Annotated in this window: 23 protein-coding genes; 13 read left to right on the plus strand and 10 right to left on the minus strand. The window is 67.1% G+C overall.

The window, feature by feature from the left end; all coding sequences use genetic code 11:
• Positions 1–9: 9 nt before the first annotated feature.
• Positions 10–876 (minus strand): carboxylating nicotinate-nucleotide diphosphorylase, encoded by an 867-nt coding sequence (gene nadC / locus M5C96_RS20570; RefSeq protein WP_272565001.1) that lies wholly within the window; start codon positions 874–876, stop codon positions 10–12.
• Between the two features lie 64 nt (positions 877–940).
• On the opposite strand from nadC, the gene panB reads away from it, so the two are divergent.
• Both panB and panC read left to right on the plus strand, forming a co-directional pair.
• On the plus strand, positions 941–1,834 hold the full coding sequence (gene panB / locus M5C96_RS20575; protein ID WP_272565002.1) for a 3-methyl-2-oxobutanoate hydroxymethyltransferase: 894 nt from the start codon (positions 941–943) through the stop codon (positions 1,832–1,834).
• 79 nt (positions 1,835–1,913) lie between these two features.
• On the plus strand, positions 1,914–2,762 hold the full coding sequence (gene panC / locus M5C96_RS20580) for a pantoate--beta-alanine ligase (RefSeq protein ID WP_272565003.1): 849 nt from the start codon (positions 1,914–1,916) through the stop codon (positions 2,760–2,762).
• 299 nt (positions 2,763–3,061) lie between these two features.
• Here panC and M5C96_RS20585 read toward each other — a convergent pair whose 3' ends face one another.
• The 4 genes from M5C96_RS20585 to M5C96_RS20600 all read right to left on the minus strand — a co-directional run bounded on the left by M5C96_RS20585 (position 3,062) and on the right by M5C96_RS20600 (position 5,453).
• On the minus strand, positions 3,062–4,078 hold the full coding sequence (locus M5C96_RS20585) for an NAD(P)H-dependent glycerol-3-phosphate dehydrogenase (RefSeq protein WP_272565004.1): 1,017 nt from the start codon (positions 4,076–4,078) through the stop codon (positions 3,062–3,064).
• 60 nt (positions 4,079–4,138) lie between these two features.
• Positions 4,139–4,600 (minus strand): protein-export chaperone SecB, encoded by a 462-nt coding sequence (gene secB / locus M5C96_RS20590; protein WP_092741496.1) that lies wholly within the window; start codon positions 4,598–4,600, stop codon positions 4,139–4,141.
• Positions 4,601–4,720: 120 nt separating this feature from the next.
• A complete protein-coding gene (gene grxC / locus M5C96_RS20595; RefSeq protein WP_272565005.1) occupies positions 4,721–4,993 on the minus strand; it encodes a glutaredoxin 3 in 273 nt (90 codons plus the stop codon).
• A gap of 52 nt (positions 4,994–5,045) precedes the next feature.
• A complete protein-coding gene (locus M5C96_RS20600; protein ID WP_092741500.1) occupies positions 5,046–5,453 on the minus strand; it encodes a rhodanese-like domain-containing protein in 408 nt (135 codons plus the stop codon).
• 71 nt (positions 5,454–5,524) lie between these two features.
• On the opposite strand from M5C96_RS20600, the gene gpmA reads away from it, so the two are divergent.
• The 4 genes from gpmA to M5C96_RS20620 all read left to right on the plus strand — a co-directional run bounded on the left by gpmA (position 5,525) and on the right by M5C96_RS20620 (position 9,174).
• On the plus strand, positions 5,525–6,268 hold the full coding sequence (gene gpmA / locus M5C96_RS20605; protein ID WP_272565006.1) for a 2,3-diphosphoglycerate-dependent phosphoglycerate mutase: 744 nt from the start codon (positions 5,525–5,527) through the stop codon (positions 6,266–6,268).
• Between the two features lie 106 nt (positions 6,269–6,374).
• Positions 6,375–7,811 (plus strand): S41 family peptidase, encoded by a 1,437-nt coding sequence (locus M5C96_RS20610; protein WP_272565007.1) that lies wholly within the window; start codon positions 6,375–6,377, stop codon positions 7,809–7,811.
• A gap of 86 nt (positions 7,812–7,897) precedes the next feature.
• Positions 7,898–8,653 carry a HesA/MoeB/ThiF family protein gene (locus M5C96_RS20615; protein WP_272565008.1) on the plus strand — a complete coding sequence of 252 codons (756 nt, stop codon included), beginning with the start codon at positions 7,898–7,900 and terminating at the stop codon, positions 8,651–8,653.
• Positions 8,654–8,769: 116 nt separating this feature from the next.
• Positions 8,770–9,174, plus strand: a complete 405-nt coding sequence (locus M5C96_RS20620; protein ID WP_272565009.1) for a response regulator — start codon at positions 8,770–8,772, stop codon at positions 9,172–9,174.
• Positions 9,175–9,278: 104 nt separating this feature from the next.
• Here the strand turns inward: M5C96_RS20620 and M5C96_RS20625 are convergent, their stop codons facing one another.
• The gene (locus M5C96_RS20625; RefSeq protein ID WP_092741509.1) at positions 9,279–9,911 is read right to left on the minus strand and encodes a response regulator; all 633 of its coding nucleotides are present in this window, start codon (positions 9,909–9,911) and stop codon (positions 9,279–9,281) included.
• A 140-nt stretch (positions 9,912–10,051) separates the two neighbouring features.
• On the opposite strand from M5C96_RS20625, the gene M5C96_RS20630 reads away from it, so the two are divergent.
• The 6 genes from M5C96_RS20630 to M5C96_RS20655 all read left to right on the plus strand — a co-directional run bounded on the left by M5C96_RS20630 (position 10,052) and on the right by M5C96_RS20655 (position 14,567).
• On the plus strand, positions 10,052–11,395 hold the full coding sequence (locus M5C96_RS20630; protein ID WP_272565010.1) for a sensor histidine kinase: 1,344 nt from the start codon (positions 10,052–10,054) through the stop codon (positions 11,393–11,395).
• 230 nt (positions 11,396–11,625) lie between these two features.
• Positions 11,626–11,790, plus strand: coding sequence for a DUF1328 domain-containing protein (locus M5C96_RS20635; RefSeq protein WP_011796896.1), 165 nt, complete (start codon positions 11,626–11,628; stop codon positions 11,788–11,790).
• Positions 11,791–11,850: 60 nt separating this feature from the next.
• A complete protein-coding gene (locus tag M5C96_RS20640) occupies positions 11,851–12,249 on the plus strand; it encodes a hypothetical protein (RefSeq protein WP_272565011.1) in 399 nt (132 codons plus the stop codon).
• A 51-nt stretch (positions 12,250–12,300) separates the two neighbouring features.
• Positions 12,301–12,873 (plus strand): ferritin-like domain-containing protein, encoded by a 573-nt coding sequence (locus M5C96_RS20645; protein ID WP_272565012.1) that lies wholly within the window; start codon positions 12,301–12,303, stop codon positions 12,871–12,873.
• A 112-nt stretch (positions 12,874–12,985) separates the two neighbouring features.
• The gene (locus M5C96_RS20650; protein WP_092741513.1) at positions 12,986–13,300 is read left to right on the plus strand and encodes a BON domain-containing protein; all 315 of its coding nucleotides are present in this window, start codon (positions 12,986–12,988) and stop codon (positions 13,298–13,300) included.
• Between the two features lie 142 nt (positions 13,301–13,442).
• Positions 13,443–14,567: a zinc-binding metallopeptidase family protein gene (locus tag M5C96_RS20655; protein WP_272565013.1), complete on the plus strand. Its 1,125-nt coding sequence runs from the start codon at positions 13,443–13,445 to the stop codon at positions 14,565–14,567.
• Between the two features lie 22 nt (positions 14,568–14,589).
• Here M5C96_RS20655 and coaD read toward each other — a convergent pair whose 3' ends face one another.
• From coaD to M5C96_RS20675, 4 genes are all read right to left on the minus strand, one after another.
• Positions 14,590–15,087 carry a pantetheine-phosphate adenylyltransferase gene (coaD, locus tag M5C96_RS20660; protein ID WP_272565014.1) on the minus strand — a complete coding sequence of 166 codons (498 nt, stop codon included), beginning with the start codon at positions 15,085–15,087 and terminating at the stop codon, positions 14,590–14,592.
• A 180-nt stretch (positions 15,088–15,267) separates the two neighbouring features.
• Entirely contained in the window at positions 15,268–15,912 is a 645-nt protein-coding gene (gene rsmD / locus M5C96_RS20665; protein WP_272565016.1) for a 16S rRNA (guanine(966)-N(2))-methyltransferase RsmD, read from the minus strand.
• Positions 15,909–17,261 carry a M16 family metallopeptidase gene (locus M5C96_RS20670; RefSeq protein ID WP_442867330.1) on the minus strand — a complete coding sequence of 451 codons (1,353 nt, stop codon included), beginning with the start codon at positions 17,259–17,261 and terminating at the stop codon, positions 15,909–15,911. The genes rsmD and M5C96_RS20670 overlap by 4 nt, the downstream gene beginning before the upstream one ends.
• 23 nt (positions 17,262–17,284) lie before the next feature.
• Positions 17,285–18,739, minus strand: coding sequence for a M16 family metallopeptidase (locus M5C96_RS20675; RefSeq protein WP_272565017.1), 1,455 nt, complete (start codon positions 18,737–18,739; stop codon positions 17,285–17,287).
• A gap of 29 nt (positions 18,740–18,768) precedes the next feature.
• On the opposite strand from M5C96_RS20675, the gene ftsY reads away from it, so the two are divergent.
• Positions 18,769–20,190, plus strand: coding sequence for a signal recognition particle-docking protein FtsY (ftsY, locus tag M5C96_RS20680; RefSeq protein ID WP_272565018.1), 1,422 nt, complete (start codon positions 18,769–18,771; stop codon positions 20,188–20,190).
• Positions 20,191–20,270: the final 80 nt, after the last annotated feature.

Here is a 20,270-nt window from a genome sequence, read left to right on the forward strand (position 1 = left end):
CCGGATCGGCTAGGCAATGTCCTGCATGCGCATCGAGAAATCGATGGCCTTCACGTCCTTGGTCAGCGTGCCGATGGAGATGCGGTCCACGCCGGTCTCGGCCAGGGCGCGCAGGCCTTCGAGCGTCACGCCGCCGGAGATCTCCAGGATGGCGCGGCCGGCGTTCCGGCGCACGGCATCGTGCAGCATCGGGAGCGGCATGTTGTCCAGCAGCAGCATCGTCGCGCCGGCATCCAGTGCCTCCTGCAGCTGCTCCAGCGTCTCGACCTCGATCTCCACGAAGGCCGCCTGCGCGGCCACGGCCTGCGCGGCGCGCAGCACGGCCGCCACGCCACCGGCGGCGGCGATGTGGTTTTCCTTGATGAGCACCGCGTCGTGCAGGCCGATGCGGTGGTTGGTGCCGCCGCCCGTGCGCACGGCGTATTTCTGCGCCAGGCGCAGGCCGGGCAGAGTCTTGCGCGTATCGACGATCTGCGCCCGCGTGCCGCGCACGGCGTCCACGTAGGTCGCCGTCTTGGTCGCCACGGCCGACAGCAGCTGCAGGAAGTTCAGCGCCGTGCGCTCGGCGCTCAGCAGCGCGCGGGCGCTGCCCTCCACCTCCAGCACCACCTGGTCGGGCGCGCAGCGCTCGCCTTCCTGCACGTGCCAGGTGATGCGCGCGGCCGGGTCCAGGGCCCGCACGGCTGCCTCGGCCCAGGGGCCGCCGCAGATCACCGCGCTTTCGCGGGCCAGCACGCGGGCGCGCACGCGGCGCGCCGGATCGATCAGGCCGGCGGTGAGGTCGCCGGCGCCCACGTCCTCGCGCAGCGCGCGGGCAACGTCGTCCTGGGCCAGCGATGCGATGCCGCCGTCCAGGGAAAGGGGGGATTTCGTCATGGGCGGCAAGCATAGCGGCATCGCATAGACTCGCCGCACTTTCGGCCCGGCTCTGCCCATTCCCATGACCACTGCCATCCCCAACGCCTCCGCCTCGTCCGCGACGCCCTACGGCACGCTGCCGCCCGCCTCGCCCCTGCCCGAGCGCCGTCCCGTCAGCCTGCCGCGCCTGCAGCAGATGCGCGAGGCCGGCGAAAAGATCACTATGCTGACCGCCTACGACGCCACCTTCGCCGCCATGGCGGACGCGGCGGGCGTGGAATGCATCCTGGTCGGCGACTCGCTCGGCATGGTCTGCCAGGGCCTTCCCAGTACCGTGGGCGTGTCGCTGGACACCATGGCCTACCACACGGCCAGCGTGGCGCGCGGCCTGCACCGCGTGCAGGGCACGGCCTGGCTGATCGCCGACCTGCCCTTCGGCACCTACGCCGAAAGCCGCGAACAGGCCCTGCGCAGCGCCTGCAAGCTGATGCAGGCCGGCGCGCACATGGTCAAGCTCGAAGGCGGCGGCTGGACGGCGCCGACGGTGGAGTTCCTGGTGCAGCGCGGCGTGCCCGTGTGCGCCCACCTGGGCCTCACGCCGCAGACGGTGCACGCCCTGGGCGGCTACCGCGTGCAGGGCAAGGGCGACCTGGCCGCGCGCACCCTGCGCCAGCAGGCGTCCGAACTGCAGAACGCGGGCGCCACCATGATGGTGCTGGAGATGGTGCCCGCGGCGCTCGCCCGCGAACTCACGGCCGAGCTGCCCCACTGCCACACCATCGGCATCGGGGCCGGCAGCGGCACCGCCGGCCAAGTGCTGGTGCTGCACGACATGCTGGGCATCCACCTGGCCAAGATGCCGCGCTTCGTGCACGACTTCATGCAGGAGGCGGGCAGCGTGCGCGGCGCGATGCAGGCCTATGTGCAGGCCGTCAAGGCCGGGCGCTTTCCAGACGACGCCCTGCACGCCTGGTAGGGCGGCCCGCGCCCGGGCCGCCCCTTCGGCCCTTACCTTCCTTTTCCTGCAGCCCTCTTTTTCCGATCGGGGATGACCCATGCTCATCGCACACACCGTGGCCGAACTGCGCCAGGCCCTCGCGGGCCGGGGCCGGCCCGCCTTCGTCCCCACCATGGGCAACCTGCATGCCGGCCACATTTCGCTGGTTGAGCAGGCCCGGCCGCTGGGCGACGTGACCGTGGCCAGCATCTTCGTGAACCGCCTGCAGTTCCTGCCCCACGAGGATTTCGACAGCTACCCGCGCACCTGGGACGCCGACTGCGCCCAGCTGCGCGAGGCCGGCTGCGACGTGCTCTTCGCGCCGCGCGAGGCCGACCTGTACCCCGAGCCGCAGACCTTCAAGGTGCATCCCGACCCCGCGCTGGCCGACATCCTGGAGGGGCACTTTCGCCCCGGGTTCTTCGTCGGCGTCTGCACGGTGGTGATGAAGCTCTTCGCCTGCGTGCTGGGCGCGAGCGGCGGTACGGCCGTGTTCGGCAAGAAGGACTACCAGCAGCTCATGGTGATCCGGCAGATGGTGCGGCAGTTCGCGCTGCCGGTGAAGGTGATGGCGGGGGAGACGCGGCGCGCGTACGACGGCCTGGCCCTCAGCTCGCGCAACGGCTACCTCGGAGCGCAGGAGCGGTCGCGCGCCATGCAGCTGGCCCAGGCCCTGCGCGCGCTGGCGGACGGCTTTCTCGCGGGCGGGGGCGACGCCGACGAACGGGAGCGCCAGGCCCTGGACGCGCTGCGCCGCCAGGGCTGGGCACCGGACTACCTCACCGTGCGGCGCCGCCACGACCTGCAGCCGCCCGAAGCCGGCGGCCCGGCGGGTGCGGGCACGCTGGTGGCCCTGGGCGCGGCGCGGCTGGGCAACACGCGGCTGATCGACAACCTGGAATTCTGAAGGGCGCACCGCACCGGGCGGTGCATCGCCGCGAAGGCGAGCGGCTCGGCCTCTCCTGCACCGCCGGTAGGCTCGGGACTACGCGCGCAGGTGCCCACGCCGCACAGGGGTGCCCAGGGGTGGCCTTTAAGGTTGATCCATCGACCAACCACTCTTCAGGAGAACTTCCATGCCTGTCATCCTCTGGCTTCTCGGCGTCCCACTGTCCCTCGTGCTGCTGCTCATGCTATTCGGCGTGCTCTGAGCATCAACCCCTGCAACGGGCAAAGAAGCCCGGTGGCAGAGCTTTCAAAGGCCCTTCAAGGCCGCGAGAGTTCCGCCACCGGGCTTCTGCCCATGAGCAGCGCCACCGCATCGCGCGGCGTTCTCTGCCCGTCCAGCAGCGCCACCACCGCCTCGGTGATCGGCATGTCCACCCGCAGATGGCGCGCACGCGCCAGCACCGTCCGGGCGCTGTAGACGCCTTCGGCTACATGGCCGAGCGAATCCACCGCCTGGGCCAGCGTCAGCCCCTGCGCCAGGGCCTGGCCCACGCGCCGGTTGCGCGACAGGTCGCCCGTCGCGGTTAGCACCAGGTCACCCAGTCCGGACAAGCCCATGAAGGTATCGGGCCGCGCACCCAGCGCCAGCCCCAGCCGCGTCATCTCGGCGAGGCCGCGCGTGATGAGGGCCGCACGGGCGTTGAGCCCCAGGTCGAGCCCGTCGCACAGCCCCGTCGCGATGGCCAGCACGTTCTTCACCGCACCGCCCACCTCGACGCCGACGATGTCGTCGTTGGCGTACACCCGCAGCGTGGGGCCATGGAACGCGTCCACCAGCAGATCGCGCACGGCGGCGTGCGGGCTTGCCGCCACCAGGGCCGTCGGCTGGCCGCGGGCCGCCTCCTGCGCAAAGCTGGGGCCGCTCAATACTCCGCTGCGCAAGCCGGGAGCAACCTGCGCGCACACCTCGTGCCCCATCAGGCCCACGGCGGTGCCGCCCGGCGACGCGGCCTCGAACCCCTTGCAGAGCCAGGCCACCGGCACGTCCAGGGCGCTCAGCACCTGGAGCATGCCGCGCAGCGCGGACATGGGCGTCGCGACCACGACCAGATCGGCGCTGGAGGCCAGCGACAACGGGTCGCCCGCGCTCAGCGCCAGGGAAGAAGGGAGTTCGATGTCCGGCAGATACCGGGCGTTCTGCCGTGTGGCCTGCATGCCGGCCACCTGCTGCGCGTCGCGCGCCCACAGGGTCACGGCATGCGCCGATGGGTGCGCTGCCGCGCTAACGGCCATGGCCGTGCCCCAGGCCCCGGCCCCCAAGACGACGATGTTCATTCGTTCGTGTGCCCGAGGTTCACGCGGGAGGCGCAACGGCCTCCCGGCGCTGCACGCTGCTTACTGCGTGATGATGGGCGACGGCGCTGCGGAGGCCACCTGGGCCTGCTGCTGCTCGTACATGGCCTGGAAGTTGATTTCGGCCAGGTGCACAGGCGGGAAGCCGGCGCGCGTGATGGTGTCGGCCACGTTACCGCGCAGGTAGGGGTACACGATCTGCGGGCAGGCGATGCCCATGATCGGACCCATCTGGTCTTCGGGGATGTTGCGGATCTCGAAGATGCCGGCTTGCTTGGCTTCGACCAGGAACACGGTCTTGTCCTTGATCTTGGTCTGCACGGTGGCGGTCACGGCCACTTCGAAAATGCCATCGGCCACCGGCGTGGCTTCCACGCCCAGCTGGATGTCCACGCTGGGCTGTTCCTGCTCCAGCAAGATTGCGGGCGAGTTGGGCTGCTCCAGGGACAAGTCCTTCAGGTACACGCGCTGGATCTGGAACACGGGATTTTCTTCGGTAGCCATGGTGTCGGTCTTTCAGTCAGAACACTATTCGACAAAACAAAGCCCGCTGGGGAAAACGCTCCCCGCAGCGGGCACTTGGGGCTGCATTATGCAGCGCCGCAGAAACGGAAAAGCGGCAGTTCAGGCATCGGCCTGGGCACCGCCGAGCAGCGGCATCAGGCCGCCCCGGCCGTCGAGCGCGACCAGGTCGTCGTGCCCGCCGACGTGCGTGTCGCCGATGAAGATCTGGGGCACGGTGCGGCGCCCGGTGATTTCCATCATGTGGCTGCGGGCCACGGGGTCGAGGTCCACGCGGACTTCCTCGATCTCCTCCACGCCCTTGGACTTGAGGATCTGCTTGGCCCGAATGCAGTAGGGGCAGACGGCGGTGGTGTACATCTTCACGGCTTGCATGGGAGGGCCTTCCTGCTCAAAAAATGGCTACACAGCACACATTGCGGCCAACTCAGGCCTTTTCAACCGGCATGCTGGCGTCTTTCCACGCTTTCAGCCCGCCCGCCAGCGCCTGGGCATTGTCATAGCCCAGCTTTTTGGCGATGCCCACGGCGCGCTGGGCCCGCGGACCCTTGGCGCAAACCAGCACGATCGGCAGGGCCTTGTTCTTGACCACCTGGGGCAGCCGCTCTTCCAGCTGGTTCAGCGGGATGTTCTTGGCGCCGCCCACGTGGCCCGCGGCGAATTCGTCGGGCTCGCACACGTCGATCACCACGCCCTTCTCGCGGTTGATGAGCTGCACGGCACGCGCCGCCGTCAGCGAGCCGCCGGTGGCATCCTTGAGCAGCGGCACCAAAAGCATGCCGCCGGAGGCCAGCGCGATAAAGAACAAATACCAGTTGTCGATGATGAATTTCACGTCAGTCCTAGGGTTGGCAAACCGCTCAATTTTAGAATGCTGGATTTTGACCCGCCTGCTCTAGGGAAACCATGCACCAACTCGTCCTGATCCGCCACGGAGAATCCACCTGGAACCTCGAGAACCGCTTCACCGGTTGGACCGACGTCGATCTGACGCCCACGGGCGTGGAACAGGCCAAGAGCGCAGGCCGCCTGCTGAAGGCGGAAGGCTACGAATTCGACCTGGCCTACACCAGCATGCTCAAGCGCGCCACGCGCACGCTGTGGCACACGCTCGACGAGATGGACCGCACCTGGCTGCCGGTGCACCACAGCTGGCGCCTGAACGAGCGCCACTACGGCGCCCTGCAGGGCCTGAACAAGGCCGACATGGCCAAGCAATACGGCGACGCGCAGGTGCTGGTGTGGCGCCGCAGCTACGACACGCCGCCGCCAGCGCTGGAAGCCGCAGACCCTCGCAGCGAGCGGGGCGACCTGCGCTACGCCAGCCTGGCCCCCGAGCAGATCCCGCTGACGGAGTGCCTCAAGGACACCGTCGCGCGCGTGCTGCCGTTCTGGAACGAGTCCATGGCGCCCGCCATCCGCGCCGGCAAGCGCATCGTGGTCGCCGCGCACGGCAACTCGATCCGCGCTTTGATCAAGTACCTGGACGGCATCTCGGACGACGACATCGTCGGCGTGAACATTCCGAACGGCATCCCCCTGGTTTACGAACTCGATGCGGACCTGAAGCCTCTGCGCCACTACTACCTGGGCGATGCCGAAGCGGCCGCCAAGGCCGCGGCCGCAGTGGCATCGCAAGGCAAGGCGTAAAGTCCGTGTAAAGGCAGCCCGCACAGCGCAAAAGTCGCTTCCAGCGCGGAACTGCACTGGGGGCAATCTTTCCAAGGTGTATATTGAAGCGGCAAAGGTGTTTTTAATGGGCCATAAACTGAAAATCGCAGGTTGGGTGTCGATCGGCGTCGTCGCCGGGGCACTGACCACCGTCTCCCTGCAGACGGTGGCGCGCGGCGCGATGACGCCGCTGCCGCTTGAGGAAATCCAGCAGCTGTCCGCCGTGTTCGGTCTGGTGAAGACCGATTACGTCGAGCCGGTCGATGACAAGAAGCTCATCACCGACGCGATCTCGGGCATGGTGTCCAGCCTCGATCCGCACTCCCAGTATTTCGACAAGAAGTCCTTCAAGGAATTCCGCGAAGGCACTTCCGGCCGCTTCGTGGGCGTCGGGATCGAGATCACGCAGGAAGACGGGCTCATCAAGGTCGTCTCGCCCATCGAAGGCTCGCCTGCCTTCCGTGCCGGCCTCAAGACAAACGACCTGATCACCAAGATCGACGACACCGCCGTCAAGGGCCTGGCCCTCAACGACGCGGTCAAGAGAATGCGCGGCGAGCCGAGCACCCAGGTCACGCTGACGATCTTCCGCAAGGACGAGAGCCGCACGTTCCCGGTGACGATCACGCGCGAAGAGATCAAGACGCAGTCCGTGAAGGGCAAGGTGATCGAGCCCGGTTACGGCTGGATTCGCCTGTCGCAGTTCCAGGAGCGTACGGTGGACGACTTCGTTCGCAAGATCGAAGAGGTCTATCGCCAGGAGCCCAACCTAAAGGGGCTGGTGCTCGATCTGCGCAACGATCCGGGCGGCCTGCTGGATGCGGCCGTGGCCGTTTCCGCCGCCTTCCTGCCCGAGAACGTCACCGTGGTGACTACGGACGGACAGCTGGCGGAAAGCAAGGCCACCTTCAAGGCGGCACCGGAGTTCTACCAGCGCCGCGGAAATGGCGACCCGCTCAAGCGGCTGCCTGCCGCTCTCAAGAGCGTGCCCCTGGTGGTGCTGGTCAATGAAGGTTCGGCCTCTGCCAGCGAAATCGTGGCCGGCGCCTTGCAGGACCACAAGCGCGCCACCATCATGGGCAGCCAGACATTCGGCAAGGGCTCGGTGCAGACGGTGCGCCCCCTGGGCCCGGACACCGGCATCAAGTTGACCACCGCGCGCTACTACACCCCCAGCGGCAAGTCCATCCAGGCCAAGGGCATCGTGCCCGACGTGATGGTGGATGAAAGCGCCGAAGGCGATGTGTACGCATCGCTGCGCATGCGCGAGGCCGATCTCGAAAAGCACCTGACCAGCGGCCAGGGCGAAGAGAAAAAGGACGAAGCTCGCGAGAAGGCCCGCGAAGAAGCGCGCAAGCGCCTCGAGGAGGAAGCCAAGAAGCCCATCGCCGACCGCAAGATGCCGGAGTTCGGTTCGGACAAGGACTTCCAGTTGGCGCAGGCCCTCAACCAGCTGAAGGGCCAGTCGGTGCTTGTCAGCAAGACGCAGACCGAACGCAAGGAAGAGAAGAAGGAAAACTAAATCCCTTCTGGATTCACCGACGGCCGGGCGCCTTTCAGGCGCCCGGCCTTTTTCATGGCCTTCGCCACTGCCTCCGTTTCCAGCCCATGACAGACGATCAGCTACTGCGCTATTCGCGCCACATCATGCTCGACGAGATCGGGATCGAAGGCCAGGAACGCATCCTGGCCGCCCATGCGCTCGTGATCGGGGCGGGCGGGCTGGGCTCGCCCGCCGCCCTGTTCCTGGCCTCTGCCGGCGTGGGACGCATCACCCTGGTGGACGACGATGTGGTGGACCTGACCAACCTGCAGCGCCAGATCGCCCACACCACGGAGCGCGTCGGAGACTCGAAGGTGCACTCTGCCGCTCAGGCGCTGCAGGCGTTGAATCCGGGCGTGCGGGTGGATGCCGTCCAGGCCCGGGCCGACAAGGAATGGCTCGATGAATGGGTGGGCCAGGCCACCGTGGTGCTCGACTGCAGCGACAACTATGCAACACGCCATGCCGTGAACGCCGCTTGCGTGGCCCACCGCACGCCACTCGTCACGGGCGCCGCCATCCGCTTCGACGGGCAGATCACCGTCATCGACCCGCGCCATCCGCAAGCGCCGTGCTACGCCTGCATCTTTCCGCCGGACTCAGCGTTCGAAGAAGCCCAGTGCGCCACCCTGGGCGTGTTCGCGCCGATGGTCGGCATCATCGGCGCCATGCAGGCGGCGGAAGCCCTGAAGCTCATCGTGGGGTTCGGTGAATCGCTGGCGGGGCGGCTCTCGATGCTCGACGGGCGTTCCATGGAATGGACTGTGATGAAAATTCCACGCCACGGACACTGCCGCGTATGTAGCCACGCCACACCGTAGGAAGAATCCTACCGGCTCAGCATGTTGCTACTGGCAGAATGACACATTGGTTCCCCATAAAGTGAAGCTGTGATCACATTCTCATTCTGCCGTCGTGATCCGGACTGGACCCCACAGTGAAACTGCGCACCTACATTGTTGAAGACAACGCCACCATCCGAGAAAACCTGATCGGCACGCTTGAGGAACTGGCGGAGGTGGAAGCCGTAGGCATTGCAGAAACCGAAGACGAAGGCAAAGAGTGGCTGGCCAACAATGCAGGCCAGTGGGACCTGGCCATCGTCGATCTTTTTCTGAGACAGGGAAGCGGTCTGGGCGTCTTGGCAGCGTGCCGCAATCGCACCGCGGGCCAGAAGATGGTGGTGCTCAGCAACTATGCAACGCCGGACGTTCGCATGCGCTGCGCCCAATTGGGCGTAGATGCCGTGTTCGACAAATCCAATGAGATCGACGCACTGGTTGAGTACTGCGTAGAGCACAGCACAGCCCGCCAGGCCAACCCCAAATCCGCCACCGGCTGAGCCGAAAGGCCGTGGCCATCAGGTCGGGTTCAGGCCCCTTTTCCCCCGTCCCAATTTGAAAACGGCCACCGATTTCCCGGTGGCCGTTTTGCTTGGGTGCTGGTTCAATCGATCAGCTTGTTCTTCAGTGCGTAGTAGGTCAGGTCGCTGTTGGACGACAGCGCCATCTTTTCCATCAGGCGCGTGCGGTAGGTGCTCACGGTCTTCACGCTGAGCGACAACGACTTGGCGATGTCGCCCGCGGTCTCGCCCTTGGCCAGCTTGAGGAACACCTGGAACTCGCGCTCCGACAGTTGTTCGTGTGGCGGCGCATCGTCCTTGCGGTTGAGCTGCTGGGCCAGCAGATCGGCCACGGCAGGGGTCAGGTAGCGGCGGCCCAGCGAGATCGTGCGAATGGCTTCGACGATCTCCTTGGGGTCGCATTCCTTGTTGAGGTAGCCGCTGGCGCCCTGGCGAATCAGGTTGATGGCGTAGTGCTCTTCCGGATAGCCGCTGAGGATCAGGATGCCCATGTCGGGCGCCTTCGCACGCAGCATGGCCAGCGCGTCGAGACCGCTTTGGCCGGGCATCGACAAGTCCATGAGCAGCACATCGATCTCCTGTGCACGAACCAGATCGATCGCCTCGCGCCCATTGGACGCCTCACCCACCACCCGGAGGTCTACATGTTCTGACAAAAATTGTCGCAATCCCGAGCGGACAATCGCATGGTCATCCACAATGCCGATCTTGATCATTGAGCGTTCTTTCAAGGGGCAGCCAAGCTGCCCGTTATCGTTCTGGTAGCCAATTCACCCGTTGCGGGCGTGCCTGCAGCGGAACACCGCTGGCTGGTGACATTATCCAGAAATCACCCGCCTGTCTTTCGGAGAAACCTATGCGTTGGTCCAATTTTCGCAAGATGGCTGTCAGCTTGCCCCTGGCACTGCTGGCTGCATCGGCGCTGGTTGGCATCAACGAGGCCGGTTATGACCGCTCGCACGATGCGGTCAGCGCCCTCTCTCGCACCTACACCACCCGCGCCGCGCTTGATCGCATGATGCAGAACATGCTCGATGCGGAGACCGGTCTTCGGGGCTATCTGCTGACGGGCGACGAGCGTTATCTCGAGCCCTACGAGAAAGCCGCGTCCACCATCAACAGCAATCTGGACGAGCTGCGCGCCATCTTCACTGCATCCTCGGTCGAAGACCAGGAGGACTTCACGCAGCTGTCGCGGCAGATATCCCGCAAGATGTCCGAACTCGATCTGAGCTTGCGGCTGCGGCGCCAGGACAACGACGATGCGTGGAAGTTCGTGCTGTCCACCGACGTGGGCAAGGAGAACATGGATGCCATCCGTTCGCTGTCGGGCCGGCTGACGGAACGCAGCACCGACCGCACCAACCACAGCACGCAAGAGATCCTTCATTCCCTCATGCTGTCGCGCATCGGTATCGCGACCATGGCGGCCATCGGGCTGCTGGCGTTCTACATGTACCTGCGGCAGGCGAGCGCACTGCAGTCGTTCAACCAGCGCGAGCAGGAAACGCTCGAGCGCGAGCGTGATCGGCTCGAACAGTTGGTGCGGGAGCGCACTGCGTCCCTCACCGAACTGGCGAACCACCTGCAGCAGGTGCGCGAGGACGAACGCGGCCACTTGGCGCGCGAGCTGCATGACGAGCTGGGCGCCCTGCTCACCGCGGCCAAGCTCGACGTGGCGCGCCTCAAATCCAGGGTGGATTCCCAGGCGCCTGAAATCTCCGAACGCCTCAAACACCTGACTGACACGCTCAACAGCGGCATTGCGCTCAAGCGCCGCATCATCGAAGACCTGCGGCCTTCGTCGCTGTTCAACCTGGGGCTGACGGCATCGCTTGAAATCCTGGGCCGCGAGTTCGCAGAACGCAGCAATGTGGAGGTGGACCTGAATCTGGAAGCGGTGGAACTGCCCGAATCCGTTCAACTGACCATCTACCGCATGGTCCAGGAATCGCTGACGAACATCGGCAAATACGCCAACGCCAGCAAGGTGCTGGTCGCCGTGCACAACTACCCCACGCACGTGGCGGTGCAGATCCGCGACAACGGCAGCGGCTTCGACACGGGCAAGGCCAACCCTTCCGCCCACGGCCTGATGGGCATGCGGCACCGGGTCGAGGCCGCTGGCGGCCGCCTGACCGTCACATCCGAGCCCGGCGAGGGAACCCTCGTTTCCGCCGTGCTGCCGCACGTGCACTGAGAGGGCGAAGCGGGCCCAGGCGCAGCGCCCGCAAGCCCTTTTTGACCGGAATGGCCTCTGTCGGCCACCCGTGATTTTTGAGAGATCCTCCCTCATGGGCGGCGTCCTACATGGGTGCGCGCCAGGGACCGGCAGCCACCCCGCACCGCGAAAACTACATTCAATCCCAGGCGCTGACCGATGCGCCCCCTACCAACCCGCCGGAACTTCTGGTGCAAGAGGAGATGGATATGTTGCATTACGCAGTGGTTTTCCTGGTGATCGCTTTGATTGCCGCACTTTTTGGCTTTGGCGGTATCGCTGCCGGCGCCGTTGGCATTGCGAAGATTCTTTTCTTCGTGTTCGTGATCATGGCCGTGGTCACCTTCGTGCTGAGCCTGCTCAAACGCGGTTAACGCACTGAACGCACCGCACACCGAAGCGCTCACCAGTCCAAAACCCCAAGGAACCCAACCATGATCGACACCCAGAACGCCGCGAAAAAAGCCGTGGATTCCGCACACAACGCCGCAGACAGCGTGCTCGACTCCGCCAAGGACGCCGTGCAATCCACCCGCGACGCAGCCAACAACACCCTGGACAAGGCCGCACGCAAAGTGGACGAGCTCCATGGTGAGGTGAACCCGCTGATCGACGATCTCGCAGCCCGTGCACAAGACCTCGCATCGCGCGGCATCTCCTACTGCGCAGACACCACGGAACGCGCCCGCCGCCAACTCAACCAGGCGGCCGATGTCACGACGCGCTACGTAGTCGAACAACCCGGCAAATCCATGTTGCTGGCTGCCGCTGCAGGCGCCGCAGTGGCCACGCTGTGCCTGATGAGCCGCCGCCCCCGCCGCCACGAATATTGATTCCACTGGCAACTGCTTAAAACACTTCAATAACAAAGAGCGAGCGTCCCCATGTCCCCTGTCACCACCATCAACACGGCCAGCAATCCGGCGGCCCCTTCCGAGACCCTCGTGCTCGACGAAAAGGCGCTGCACTACGCAGCGACGCAGGATCTTGATGAAGGGGCTGTCACGCCCGCCTACGGCCCATACCGCGACGCCATCGTGAAGCTGCTGAACGACGCACTCGCCACCGAATTGGTGTGCGTGCTGCGCTACAAGCGGCACCATTTCACGGCGGACGGCATGGAGTCGCCGGCCATCGCGGCCGAATTCCTGGTGCATGCAAACGAGGAGTCCGCCCATGCGGACAAGATCGCGCAACGCATCGTGCAGCTCGGCGGCGAGCCCGATTTTTCGCCCAGCTCGCTCGAAGAGCGCAGCCACGCGGACTACGACGAATCGTCCGACCTCAAGGCCATGGTGCGAGCCAACCTGGTGGCCGAGCGGATCGCCGTCGAGGCCTATCGCCAGATGATCACTTTGATCGGCGACAAGGACCCGACGACGCGCCGGATGCTGGAAGGCATCCTGGCGGACGAAGAAGAGCATGCCGACGAACTCAAGGACTGGCTGCAGCGCTGAAAGGCGACGCCGCCACCAAGAAACAGTTCATCGACCGCGGGGGGTGCAACAGGTCGGTGGGCTGCAGAATCCCAAAGCACCCGTGTTAACAAACCAAACCAAGGAAATAACCATGAAATACGCACGTGCCCTCGCTTTTGCAGCCCTCGCTGGCGCAACCATCATCTCCGCCGGTTGCTCGGTGGCGCGCGACCAGCAGACCGTCGGCTCCTATGTGGACGACGCCGGCATCACGACCGCTGTGAAGGCCAAGATGGCTGAAGACAAGTCCGTGTCCGCCACGTCCATCAGCGTCGAAACGCTGAACGGCACTGTGCAGCTGTCGGGCTTCGCCAAGTCGCAGACCGAAAAGAACACGGCCGAATCCATCGCACGCAACACCAAGCACGTGCGTGACGTGCGCAACAGCATCGTCGTGCGTCCTTGAGACCACGCAGGCCCGCGTGGCCTGCGGAAACCTTGCAAAAACAGGCTCTTCGGAGCCTGTTTTTGTTTCGCCAACCCCTTGGGTTGCCACAGGCTTGCCGCAAGTGCAATGCAAGATTCCTCACAGGCTCTAAGCTCGCACCATGCAGGTATTCAATTGCGACCAATGCGGTCACCTCGTTTTCTTCGACAGCGTCCAATGCTTGCATTGCGGCGCCAAGCTCGCCTTCCTGCCAGATCAATTGACGATGGCCGCGCTGGTGCCCGCGGTATCGGGCCTGCGTGACGACTCCGACCTGTGGGAGCGGGTGGCGGACGCTGGCCGGGGCAGTGCCCAGCCGCTGTACCGGCTGTGCCACCACCGCACCGCACATCGCGCCTGCAACTTCGCGCTGCAGGGCGACGACCCTCAGGCTCTGTGCGTGTCCTGCCGGCAGACGCGCATCCTCCCCGACCTGTCGGAGCCCGCCAACCTGCGCCGCTGGAAGCAGATCGAACACGCCAAGCGGCAGCTGTACTACACGCTGGCCAAGCTGGGCCTGGAGCCGGCGCCCGCCGGCGAAAGCCCTGCGTTCGAGTTTCTGGCCGACCAGCCTGGGTACCCCGTGATCACCGGGCATTCGAGCGGCACCATCACCCTCAACATCGCCGAAGCCGACGACGACGAACGGGCACGCCGCCGGCTGGCGCTGCACGAGCCCTACCGCACGCTGATCGGCCACCTGCGGCACGAATCCGGGCATTTCTACTGGGACCGGTTGCTGCGCGACCAGGGCAAGCTGGACCACTTCCGTGCCGTGTTCGGCGACGAGCGGCAGGACTACGGCGCGGCGCTGCAGGCTTACTACGCCAGCAGCCCGCACCTGCGGGACTGGGGCGACCACCATGTGAGCGCCTACGCCACGGCCCACCCGTGGGAAGACTGGGCGGAGACCTGGGCGCACTACCTGCACATGGTCGATCTGCTGGAGACGGCGTCGAGCTACCGCACCGGGCTTCAGATCCCGAAGCCCAAAGCGGGCGCGGCACGGCGCTTCACGATGAACGACCCGTTCGCCACGCAGTCCCCGGATTTCGATGCGATGGTCAGCGAATGGGTGCCACTCACCCTGCTGCTCAACAGCCTGAACCGCAGCCTGGGCCAGCAGGATGCCTATCCGTTCGCCCTGTCGTCCGGGGCGCTCGCCAAGCTGCGCTTCGTGCACGAACTGGTGCAGTCCGCCCGCAACCGCGCACGGCCCGAACCGATGAAAGCACTGCAAGCCTGACGGCGCCCGCCGCCAAGACGCCTCAAGACGACTGCGCGCGCACCTTCACGGCCAGGCGCTCGGACACTTCCGGGGAAACGAACTTGTCCACCTCGCCGCCCAGCAGGGCGATCTCTCGCACGAAGGTGCTGCTGATGAACTGGAACTTGTCGCTGGGCGTGAGAAAGACGGTTTCCACCTCGGGCATGAGGCTGCGGTTCATGCCTGCCAGCTGGAACTCGTAGTCGAAATCGGTCACGGCGCGCAGGCCGCGCACCATGGCCTTGCCGCCGCGCTCGACCACGAAGTCGCGCAGCAGGCCGGAGAAGGTCTCGACCTGCACCTGCGGATAGGCGCGCACTGCTTCGCGGACCATCTCGATGCGCTCTTCCAGGCTGAACAGGGTCTTCTTGTGGTGGCCTGCCGCCACGGCCACGATCACCCGGCCGAAGAGCTGCGTGGCGCGGCGCACCACGTCTTCATGGCCCAGCGTGATGGGATCGAAGGTGCCGGGATAGATGGCGAGGACGTTCTGGGCCATGGCGTGGTCGCTCCTTTGCGGTCTGGCGGAAGGGGGCACACGCGGTTGGGCGGGCGCAGGGGCGGATTATGCAGCGGGCGGAAAGGCTGCCCCGGCGGCAGTGATGGCCGAGGGCATTCAAAGCAAAAAATGCCTCCAGCGCATATTCCACTAGGGCATTACGCTATAAATTAAATAGCATCACTGTTTTTGGAGCAGATGGGCGTGCACGGCGCCGGCCTTCAGATGGCGGTGCACCGCCAGCCCCAGTTCTGCCAGCGCGGCCTCGTCCCAGGCCTGCGGCGCTTCCAGGTAGATGAACCCCTGGGCCGCAACCGCCTGGGCTGCCGCGGCCAACGCAGGCTCGAACAAGGCGCCGTCGAACGGCGGGTCCAGAAACACCAGGTGCAGGCTGGCCGGCGCGCAGTGCCGCAGCGCGGCCACGCCATCGCCCCGCTGCACCCGCACCGCCATGGCCTGCAGGCGCTGCTGCAGCGTGTGCAGTTGCTCGACCAGCGCCGGATCGTTCTCGACCAGCTGCACGGCCGTGGCGCCGCGCGAGGCGGCCTCGAACCCCAGGGCGCCCGTGCCCGCGAAGGCGTCGAGGCAGCGCCAGCCGGTCAGGTCCTGTCCCAGCCAGTTGAAGAGCGTCTCGCGCACCCGGTCGGGCGTGGGGCGCAGGCCGGGGCGTTGCGCCACGGGCAGGCGCGTGCGCTTCCATTGCCCGCCGATGATGCGGACCTCGCCCGCGCCTTTCACCGCGGGCGCCTTGGCCGCAGGCTTCTTCGCGGCGCTCCCCGACCTGGCCGAGGCTGCCGGCGCGGCGCGGCGTGCGGGCCGGTTCAAGGCTGGCCCCCGACCACCACGGTGACCATGCGGTCGGGCTGCAGCTTGCGCGCCATGGCGGCGCGCACGTCGGCGGCCGTCAGGGCCTGCACGCGGTCGGTCCAGTGCTCCAGGTAATCCAGCGGCAGGTCGTTCCACGCGATGTTGACGACGTTGGCCAGCAGCTTGCGGTTGCTGTCGATGCGCAGCGCGAAGCCGCCGATCAGGTTGTCCTTGGCGGCCTTGAGCTGGGCCTCGGTCGGGCCCTGCGCCACGAAGCGCGCGAGCACGTCGCGCGACACCTTCACGGCCTCGGCGGCCTGGTCGGGGCGGGTCTGCAGCCCGACCAGGAAGACGCCGGTGTTCAAGCCGGGCGAGAACTGGCTGTACACGCTGTAGCTCAGGCCGCGCTTTTCGCGCACCTCGCTGGTCAGCAGCGAGGTGAAGCCACCGCCGCCCAGAATGTGGTTGCCCACGAGCAGGGCCAAAAAGTCAGGGTCGCGCCGCGCGAAGCCCGGCTGGCCGATCAGCACATGGGCCTGCGCCGAGGCGAAGGGAATGTCCTGCTGCACCGGCGCGGCCAGCGCCTGCACTTCGGGCACGGGCGGCAGCGGCTGGCAGGTGGCGGGATCGCGCGCGGGCATCTGCGACAGCAGCGTGGCCACCAGCGCCTGCGCCTGTGGGCGCGTGACGGCCCCGACGATGCTCACGCGGGCCCGGCACGTCTCGACGTAGCGCCCATGGTAGGCCTGCATGTCGGCGATCTCGATGCGTCCCAGGGTGTCGGGCGTCGTGCGCTGGCCGTAGGGGTGGGTGCCGTACACCGCGCTGCCGAAGGCCTTGGCCGCGGCCGTGCCGGGACGGGTTTCGGACTCTTTCAAAGCAGCGGCCCAGCGCGAACGCTCCCGCTGCCAGATGTCCTGCGGAAAGCTCGGCTGGGCCAGTTGCCGGGCTGCGAGCCGCGCCGCGCGGTCCAGCAGGTCGGGCTCGGTGAGCGATCGCAGCGAAAAGCTCAGGCCGTCGCGGTCGGCCGCGGCCTCGAAGCTCGCGCCCAGATCGGCCCAGGCTTCGCCGAGCGCGTTTTCGTCCATGGCAGGTTCATCGCCCTGGGCGCGCACGCCCTTGGACGACATGGCCGCCACGGCACTCGCCAGGCCCGCCTGCGCGGCCGGGTCCCGGCGCGCGCCGGCATCGAAGTCCACCTGCACGTCGACCATCGGAATGGCCGGGCTCTCCACCAGCCAGACGCGGGCGCCGCTCGGCTCCGTCCAGTGCTGGATGGGCAGCAGCGCCCAGGCGGGGTGGGCCAGGCACAAGGCCCCGGCAAAGGCGAGGCACGCGCGTGCGGCCATGCGTTGGAAGGTTTTCATGGGGGGTGTCCTGCGCGTTCTCATCAATGCATCCGCCCGTCGGCGCCGGCTGCGGGGGCGGCGCGCTTGGCGCCAGGGGCCATGGGTTGCGGCAGCAGCGTGCCCACGGTGAGCTGGTCGTCGCCGAAGTAGCGGGCCGCCACCGATTGCACCTGGGCGGGCGTCACCGCGCGCAGCAGGGCGATGAGGCGCGCGTCGGCGTCGGGGGGCAGGCTCTGCACCCAGTTGCTGCCCAGGTCGCTGGCCTGGCTTTGCAGCGAATCGCGCTGGTAGATGGTGGAGGCCGCCCACTGCGTCTTCACGCGGGCCAGTTCGGCCTCGCTCACGCCTTCGCGGGCGATGCGGGCGACCTCGGCGCGCAGGGCGTCCTCGACCTGCTGCGGGGTCTTGCCGGGGGCCGGCACGCCGGTCAGCAGGAACACGCTGGGGCCGCGGCCCACGACGGAGGCGGAGCTGTCCGAGCTGTCGGCCACACGGTCGGAGCCTTGGCTCAAGGCGCGCTCCAGGCGCGCACCGTCGTAGCCGCTGAGCACGGCCGACAGCACCAGCAGCGACAACGCATCGCGGTCGCTATCGGCCATGTTCTCCAGGCGCGTGATGCTCGGCGCGCGGAACGCCAGGGCCACATAGGCCTGCTCGGCCGGCGCCTTGTAGGCGATGCGGCGGATGCCCTGCTGCACGGGCTCCACGCGCGGCTTGCGGGCCGGCACGGCGCGCACGGGAATGCGGCCGTAGTACTTTTCCGCCAGCACGCGGACCTTGTCGGGGTCCACGTCGCCGGCCACCACGACGACCGCGTTGGCCGGCACGTACCACTGGCGATGAAAGGCGCGCACGTCGTCGGCGGTCATGGCATCGAGATCGCTCATCCAGCCGACGACGGGCCGGCGGTAGGGCGAGGCGATGAACGTGGCGGCATAGAGCTGCTCGATGAGCGCGGCCCGGGGCTGGTCTTCGGTGCGCATGCGGCGCTCTTCCTTGACCACCTCGATCTCGCGCTTGAACTCGGCATCAGGCCACTGGTTGTTGGCGAAGCGGTCGGCTTCGAGCTTCATCACGTCTTCCAGCCGGTTCGCGGGAATCTGCTGGTAGTAGCCGGTGTAGTCGCGGCTGGTGAAGGCGTTTTCCTGCCCGCCCAGCGCAGCCACGCGGCGCGAGAACTCGCCCGGCGGCACGGTCTTGGAGCCCTTGAACATCATGTGCTCCAGCGCGTGGGCCACGCCGGAGGTGCCGTCCACCTCGTCCATCGCGCCGACCCGCAACCAGACCATGTGCACCGCCGTGGGCGCCCGGCGATCGGGCTGCACGAGCAGCTGCATGCCGTTCTTCAAGGTGAATTGCCGAACCCCCGTGGACGGCGGGCGCTGCGCCTGCGTGTCCTGGGCCGAGGGAGGAAGGGGGGTGGGAGCGGACGGCGGGGTTTGGGCCCCGGCATGCACGCAGGCCAGCAGGCCCAGAAGGGTGATAGCGCGTTTCATAGAATGGATGCGATTCTAAGAACCCTCCAATGTTCAGTTTTTTCAAGAAAAAGCCCGCCGCCCCCACCGAGCCGCAAGCCCCCCATCCCGCGGAGGCTGCGCCAGCGGTTTCCGTGCCTGCAACGCCTGCCGCCGACGCGCTCTCGCCGCCCTCTGCAGCCCCTTCGAGTGCCCCTGCGGCCTCCGGGGGCTTCGGGTGGCTGAAGAACCCGTTCGCGAAGGCGCCGGTGGAGGTGCCGGTGGCGGCGCCGCCCGTCGTTCCGGTGCAGCCGCCAGCCCCGGTCGCGGCGCCTGCGGCACCCGTGGCACCCACGGCACCCGCACCGGCTGCGGTTCCGCCCCCCTCTCCCGCACCCATCACGCACCCCGTGGCGGCCCCTGTGATGGCACCTGTGCCGGCCCCTGCGGTACCCACGGTGCCCCGGGCTCCCGCGCCTGTTTCCACGCCTGTCGTGCCGCCGGTGCCTGCCCCGGTGGCGGCGCCCGCCGTGCCGGTCCCACCACCGGCGATGCCCACCCCGTCCGCACCGCCCGTGCAGCCCGCGCCCGCCGAGCGCAAGGGCTGGATGGACCGCCTGAAGAACGGCCTGCGCAAGACCGGCAGCAGCATCGCCACGGTCTTCACCGGCACCCAGATCAACGACGCGCTGTACGAAGAGCTGGAAGAGGCCCTGCTGATGGCCGACACCGGCGTGAAGGCCACGCAGCACCTGCTGGACGACCTCAAGCGCCGCGTCAAGGACACCAAGACCACCGATCCGGCCGCCGTGAAGGCCCTGCTGGCCGAGGCCCTGGCCGACCTGCTGCGGCCGCTGGAGAAATCGCTGGTCATCGGCCGCTACACGCCCACCGTGATCATGGTGGCGGGGGTCAACGGCGCGGGCAAGACGACTTCCATCGGCAAGCTGACCAAGCACCTGGCCAATGAGGGCGCAGCGGTTCTGCTGGCCGCGGCCGACACCTTCCGGGCGGCGGCGCGCGAGCAGCTCGGCGTCTGGGCCGACCGCAACACGGTCGAGATCGTGAGCCAGGACGGCGGCGATCCTGCGGCGGTGAGCTTCGACGCCGTCACCGCCGGCAAGGCGCGCGGCAAGGACGTGGTGCTGGTCGATACCGCCGGGCGTCTGCCGACGCAGCTGCACCTGATGCAGGAGCTGCAGAAGATCAAGCGCGTGGTCACCAAGGCGGATGCGACGGCGCCGCACGAGGTACTGCTGGTGATCGACGGCAACACGGGACAGAACGCACTGGCCCAGGTGCGATCCTTCGACGATGCGCTGCAGCTGACCGGCCTCATCGTGACCAAACTCGACGGCACGGCCAAGGGCGGCGTGCTGGCTGCCATCGCGCAGGAACGCCCCATTCCGGTGTACTTCATCGGCGTGGGCGAGAAGCTGGAAGACCTGGAAACCTTCAACGCCAAGGAATTCTCGCAAGCTTTGCTGACTTGACCGACCGGCGAACGGAGTCCGAAGCCCCCCTGCCACGTGTGCCGGGGGCTGGGCGACCGGGACGGATTGGTGCCATCCGG

This window comes from Acidovorax sp. GBBC 1281, from assembly GCF_028473645.1.
GTDB lineage: Bacteria > Pseudomonadota > Gammaproteobacteria > Burkholderiales > Burkholderiaceae_C > Paracidovorax.

Excerpts from the sequence above, each read along its gene's own strand:
- nadC (WP_272565001.1), bottom strand. The coding sequence starts at position 876 with ATGACGAAATCCCCCCTTTCCCTGGACGGCGGCATCGCATCGCTGGCC.
- panB (WP_272565002.1), top strand. The coding sequence starts at position 941 with ATGACCACTGCCATCCCCAACGCCTCCGCCTCGTCCGCGACGCCCTAC.
- panC (WP_272565003.1), top strand. The coding sequence starts at position 1,914 with ATGCTCATCGCACACACCGTGGCCGAACTGCGCCAGGCCCTCGCGGGC.
- M5C96_RS20585 (WP_272565004.1), bottom strand. The coding sequence starts at position 4,078 with ATGAACATCGTCGTCTTGGGGGCCGGGGCCTGGGGCACGGCCATGGCC.
- secB (WP_092741496.1), bottom strand. The coding sequence starts at position 4,600 with ATGGCTACCGAAGAAAATCCCGTGTTCCAGATCCAGCGCGTGTACCTG.
- grxC (WP_272565005.1), bottom strand. The coding sequence starts at position 4,993 with ATGCAAGCCGTGAAGATGTACACCACCGCCGTCTGCCCCTACTGCATT.
- gpmA (WP_272565006.1), top strand. The coding sequence starts at position 5,525 with ATGCACCAACTCGTCCTGATCCGCCACGGAGAATCCACCTGGAACCTC.
- M5C96_RS20610 (WP_272565007.1), top strand. The coding sequence starts at position 6,375 with ATGGGCCATAAACTGAAAATCGCAGGTTGGGTGTCGATCGGCGTCGTC.
- M5C96_RS20615 (WP_272565008.1), top strand. The coding sequence starts at position 7,898 with ATGACAGACGATCAGCTACTGCGCTATTCGCGCCACATCATGCTCGAC.
- M5C96_RS20625 (WP_092741509.1), bottom strand. The coding sequence starts at position 9,911 with ATGATCAAGATCGGCATTGTGGATGACCATGCGATTGTCCGCTCGGGA.
- M5C96_RS20630 (WP_272565010.1), top strand. The coding sequence starts at position 10,052 with ATGCGTTGGTCCAATTTTCGCAAGATGGCTGTCAGCTTGCCCCTGGCA.
- M5C96_RS20635 (WP_011796896.1), top strand. The coding sequence starts at position 11,626 with ATGTTGCATTACGCAGTGGTTTTCCTGGTGATCGCTTTGATTGCCGCA.
- M5C96_RS20640 (WP_272565011.1), top strand. The coding sequence starts at position 11,851 with ATGATCGACACCCAGAACGCCGCGAAAAAAGCCGTGGATTCCGCACAC.
- M5C96_RS20645 (WP_272565012.1), top strand. The coding sequence starts at position 12,301 with ATGTCCCCTGTCACCACCATCAACACGGCCAGCAATCCGGCGGCCCCT.
- M5C96_RS20650 (WP_092741513.1), top strand. The coding sequence starts at position 12,986 with ATGAAATACGCACGTGCCCTCGCTTTTGCAGCCCTCGCTGGCGCAACC.
- M5C96_RS20655 (WP_272565013.1), top strand. The coding sequence starts at position 13,443 with ATGCAGGTATTCAATTGCGACCAATGCGGTCACCTCGTTTTCTTCGAC.
- coaD (WP_272565014.1), bottom strand. The coding sequence starts at position 15,087 with ATGGCCCAGAACGTCCTCGCCATCTATCCCGGCACCTTCGATCCCATC.
- M5C96_RS20670 (WP_442867330.1), bottom strand. The coding sequence starts at position 17,261 with ATGAAAACCTTCCAACGCATGGCCGCACGCGCGTGCCTCGCCTTTGCC.
- M5C96_RS20675 (WP_272565017.1), bottom strand. The coding sequence starts at position 18,739 with ATGAAACGCGCTATCACCCTTCTGGGCCTGCTGGCCTGCGTGCATGCC.
- ftsY (WP_272565018.1), top strand. The coding sequence starts at position 18,769 with ATGTTCAGTTTTTTCAAGAAAAAGCCCGCCGCCCCCACCGAGCCGCAA.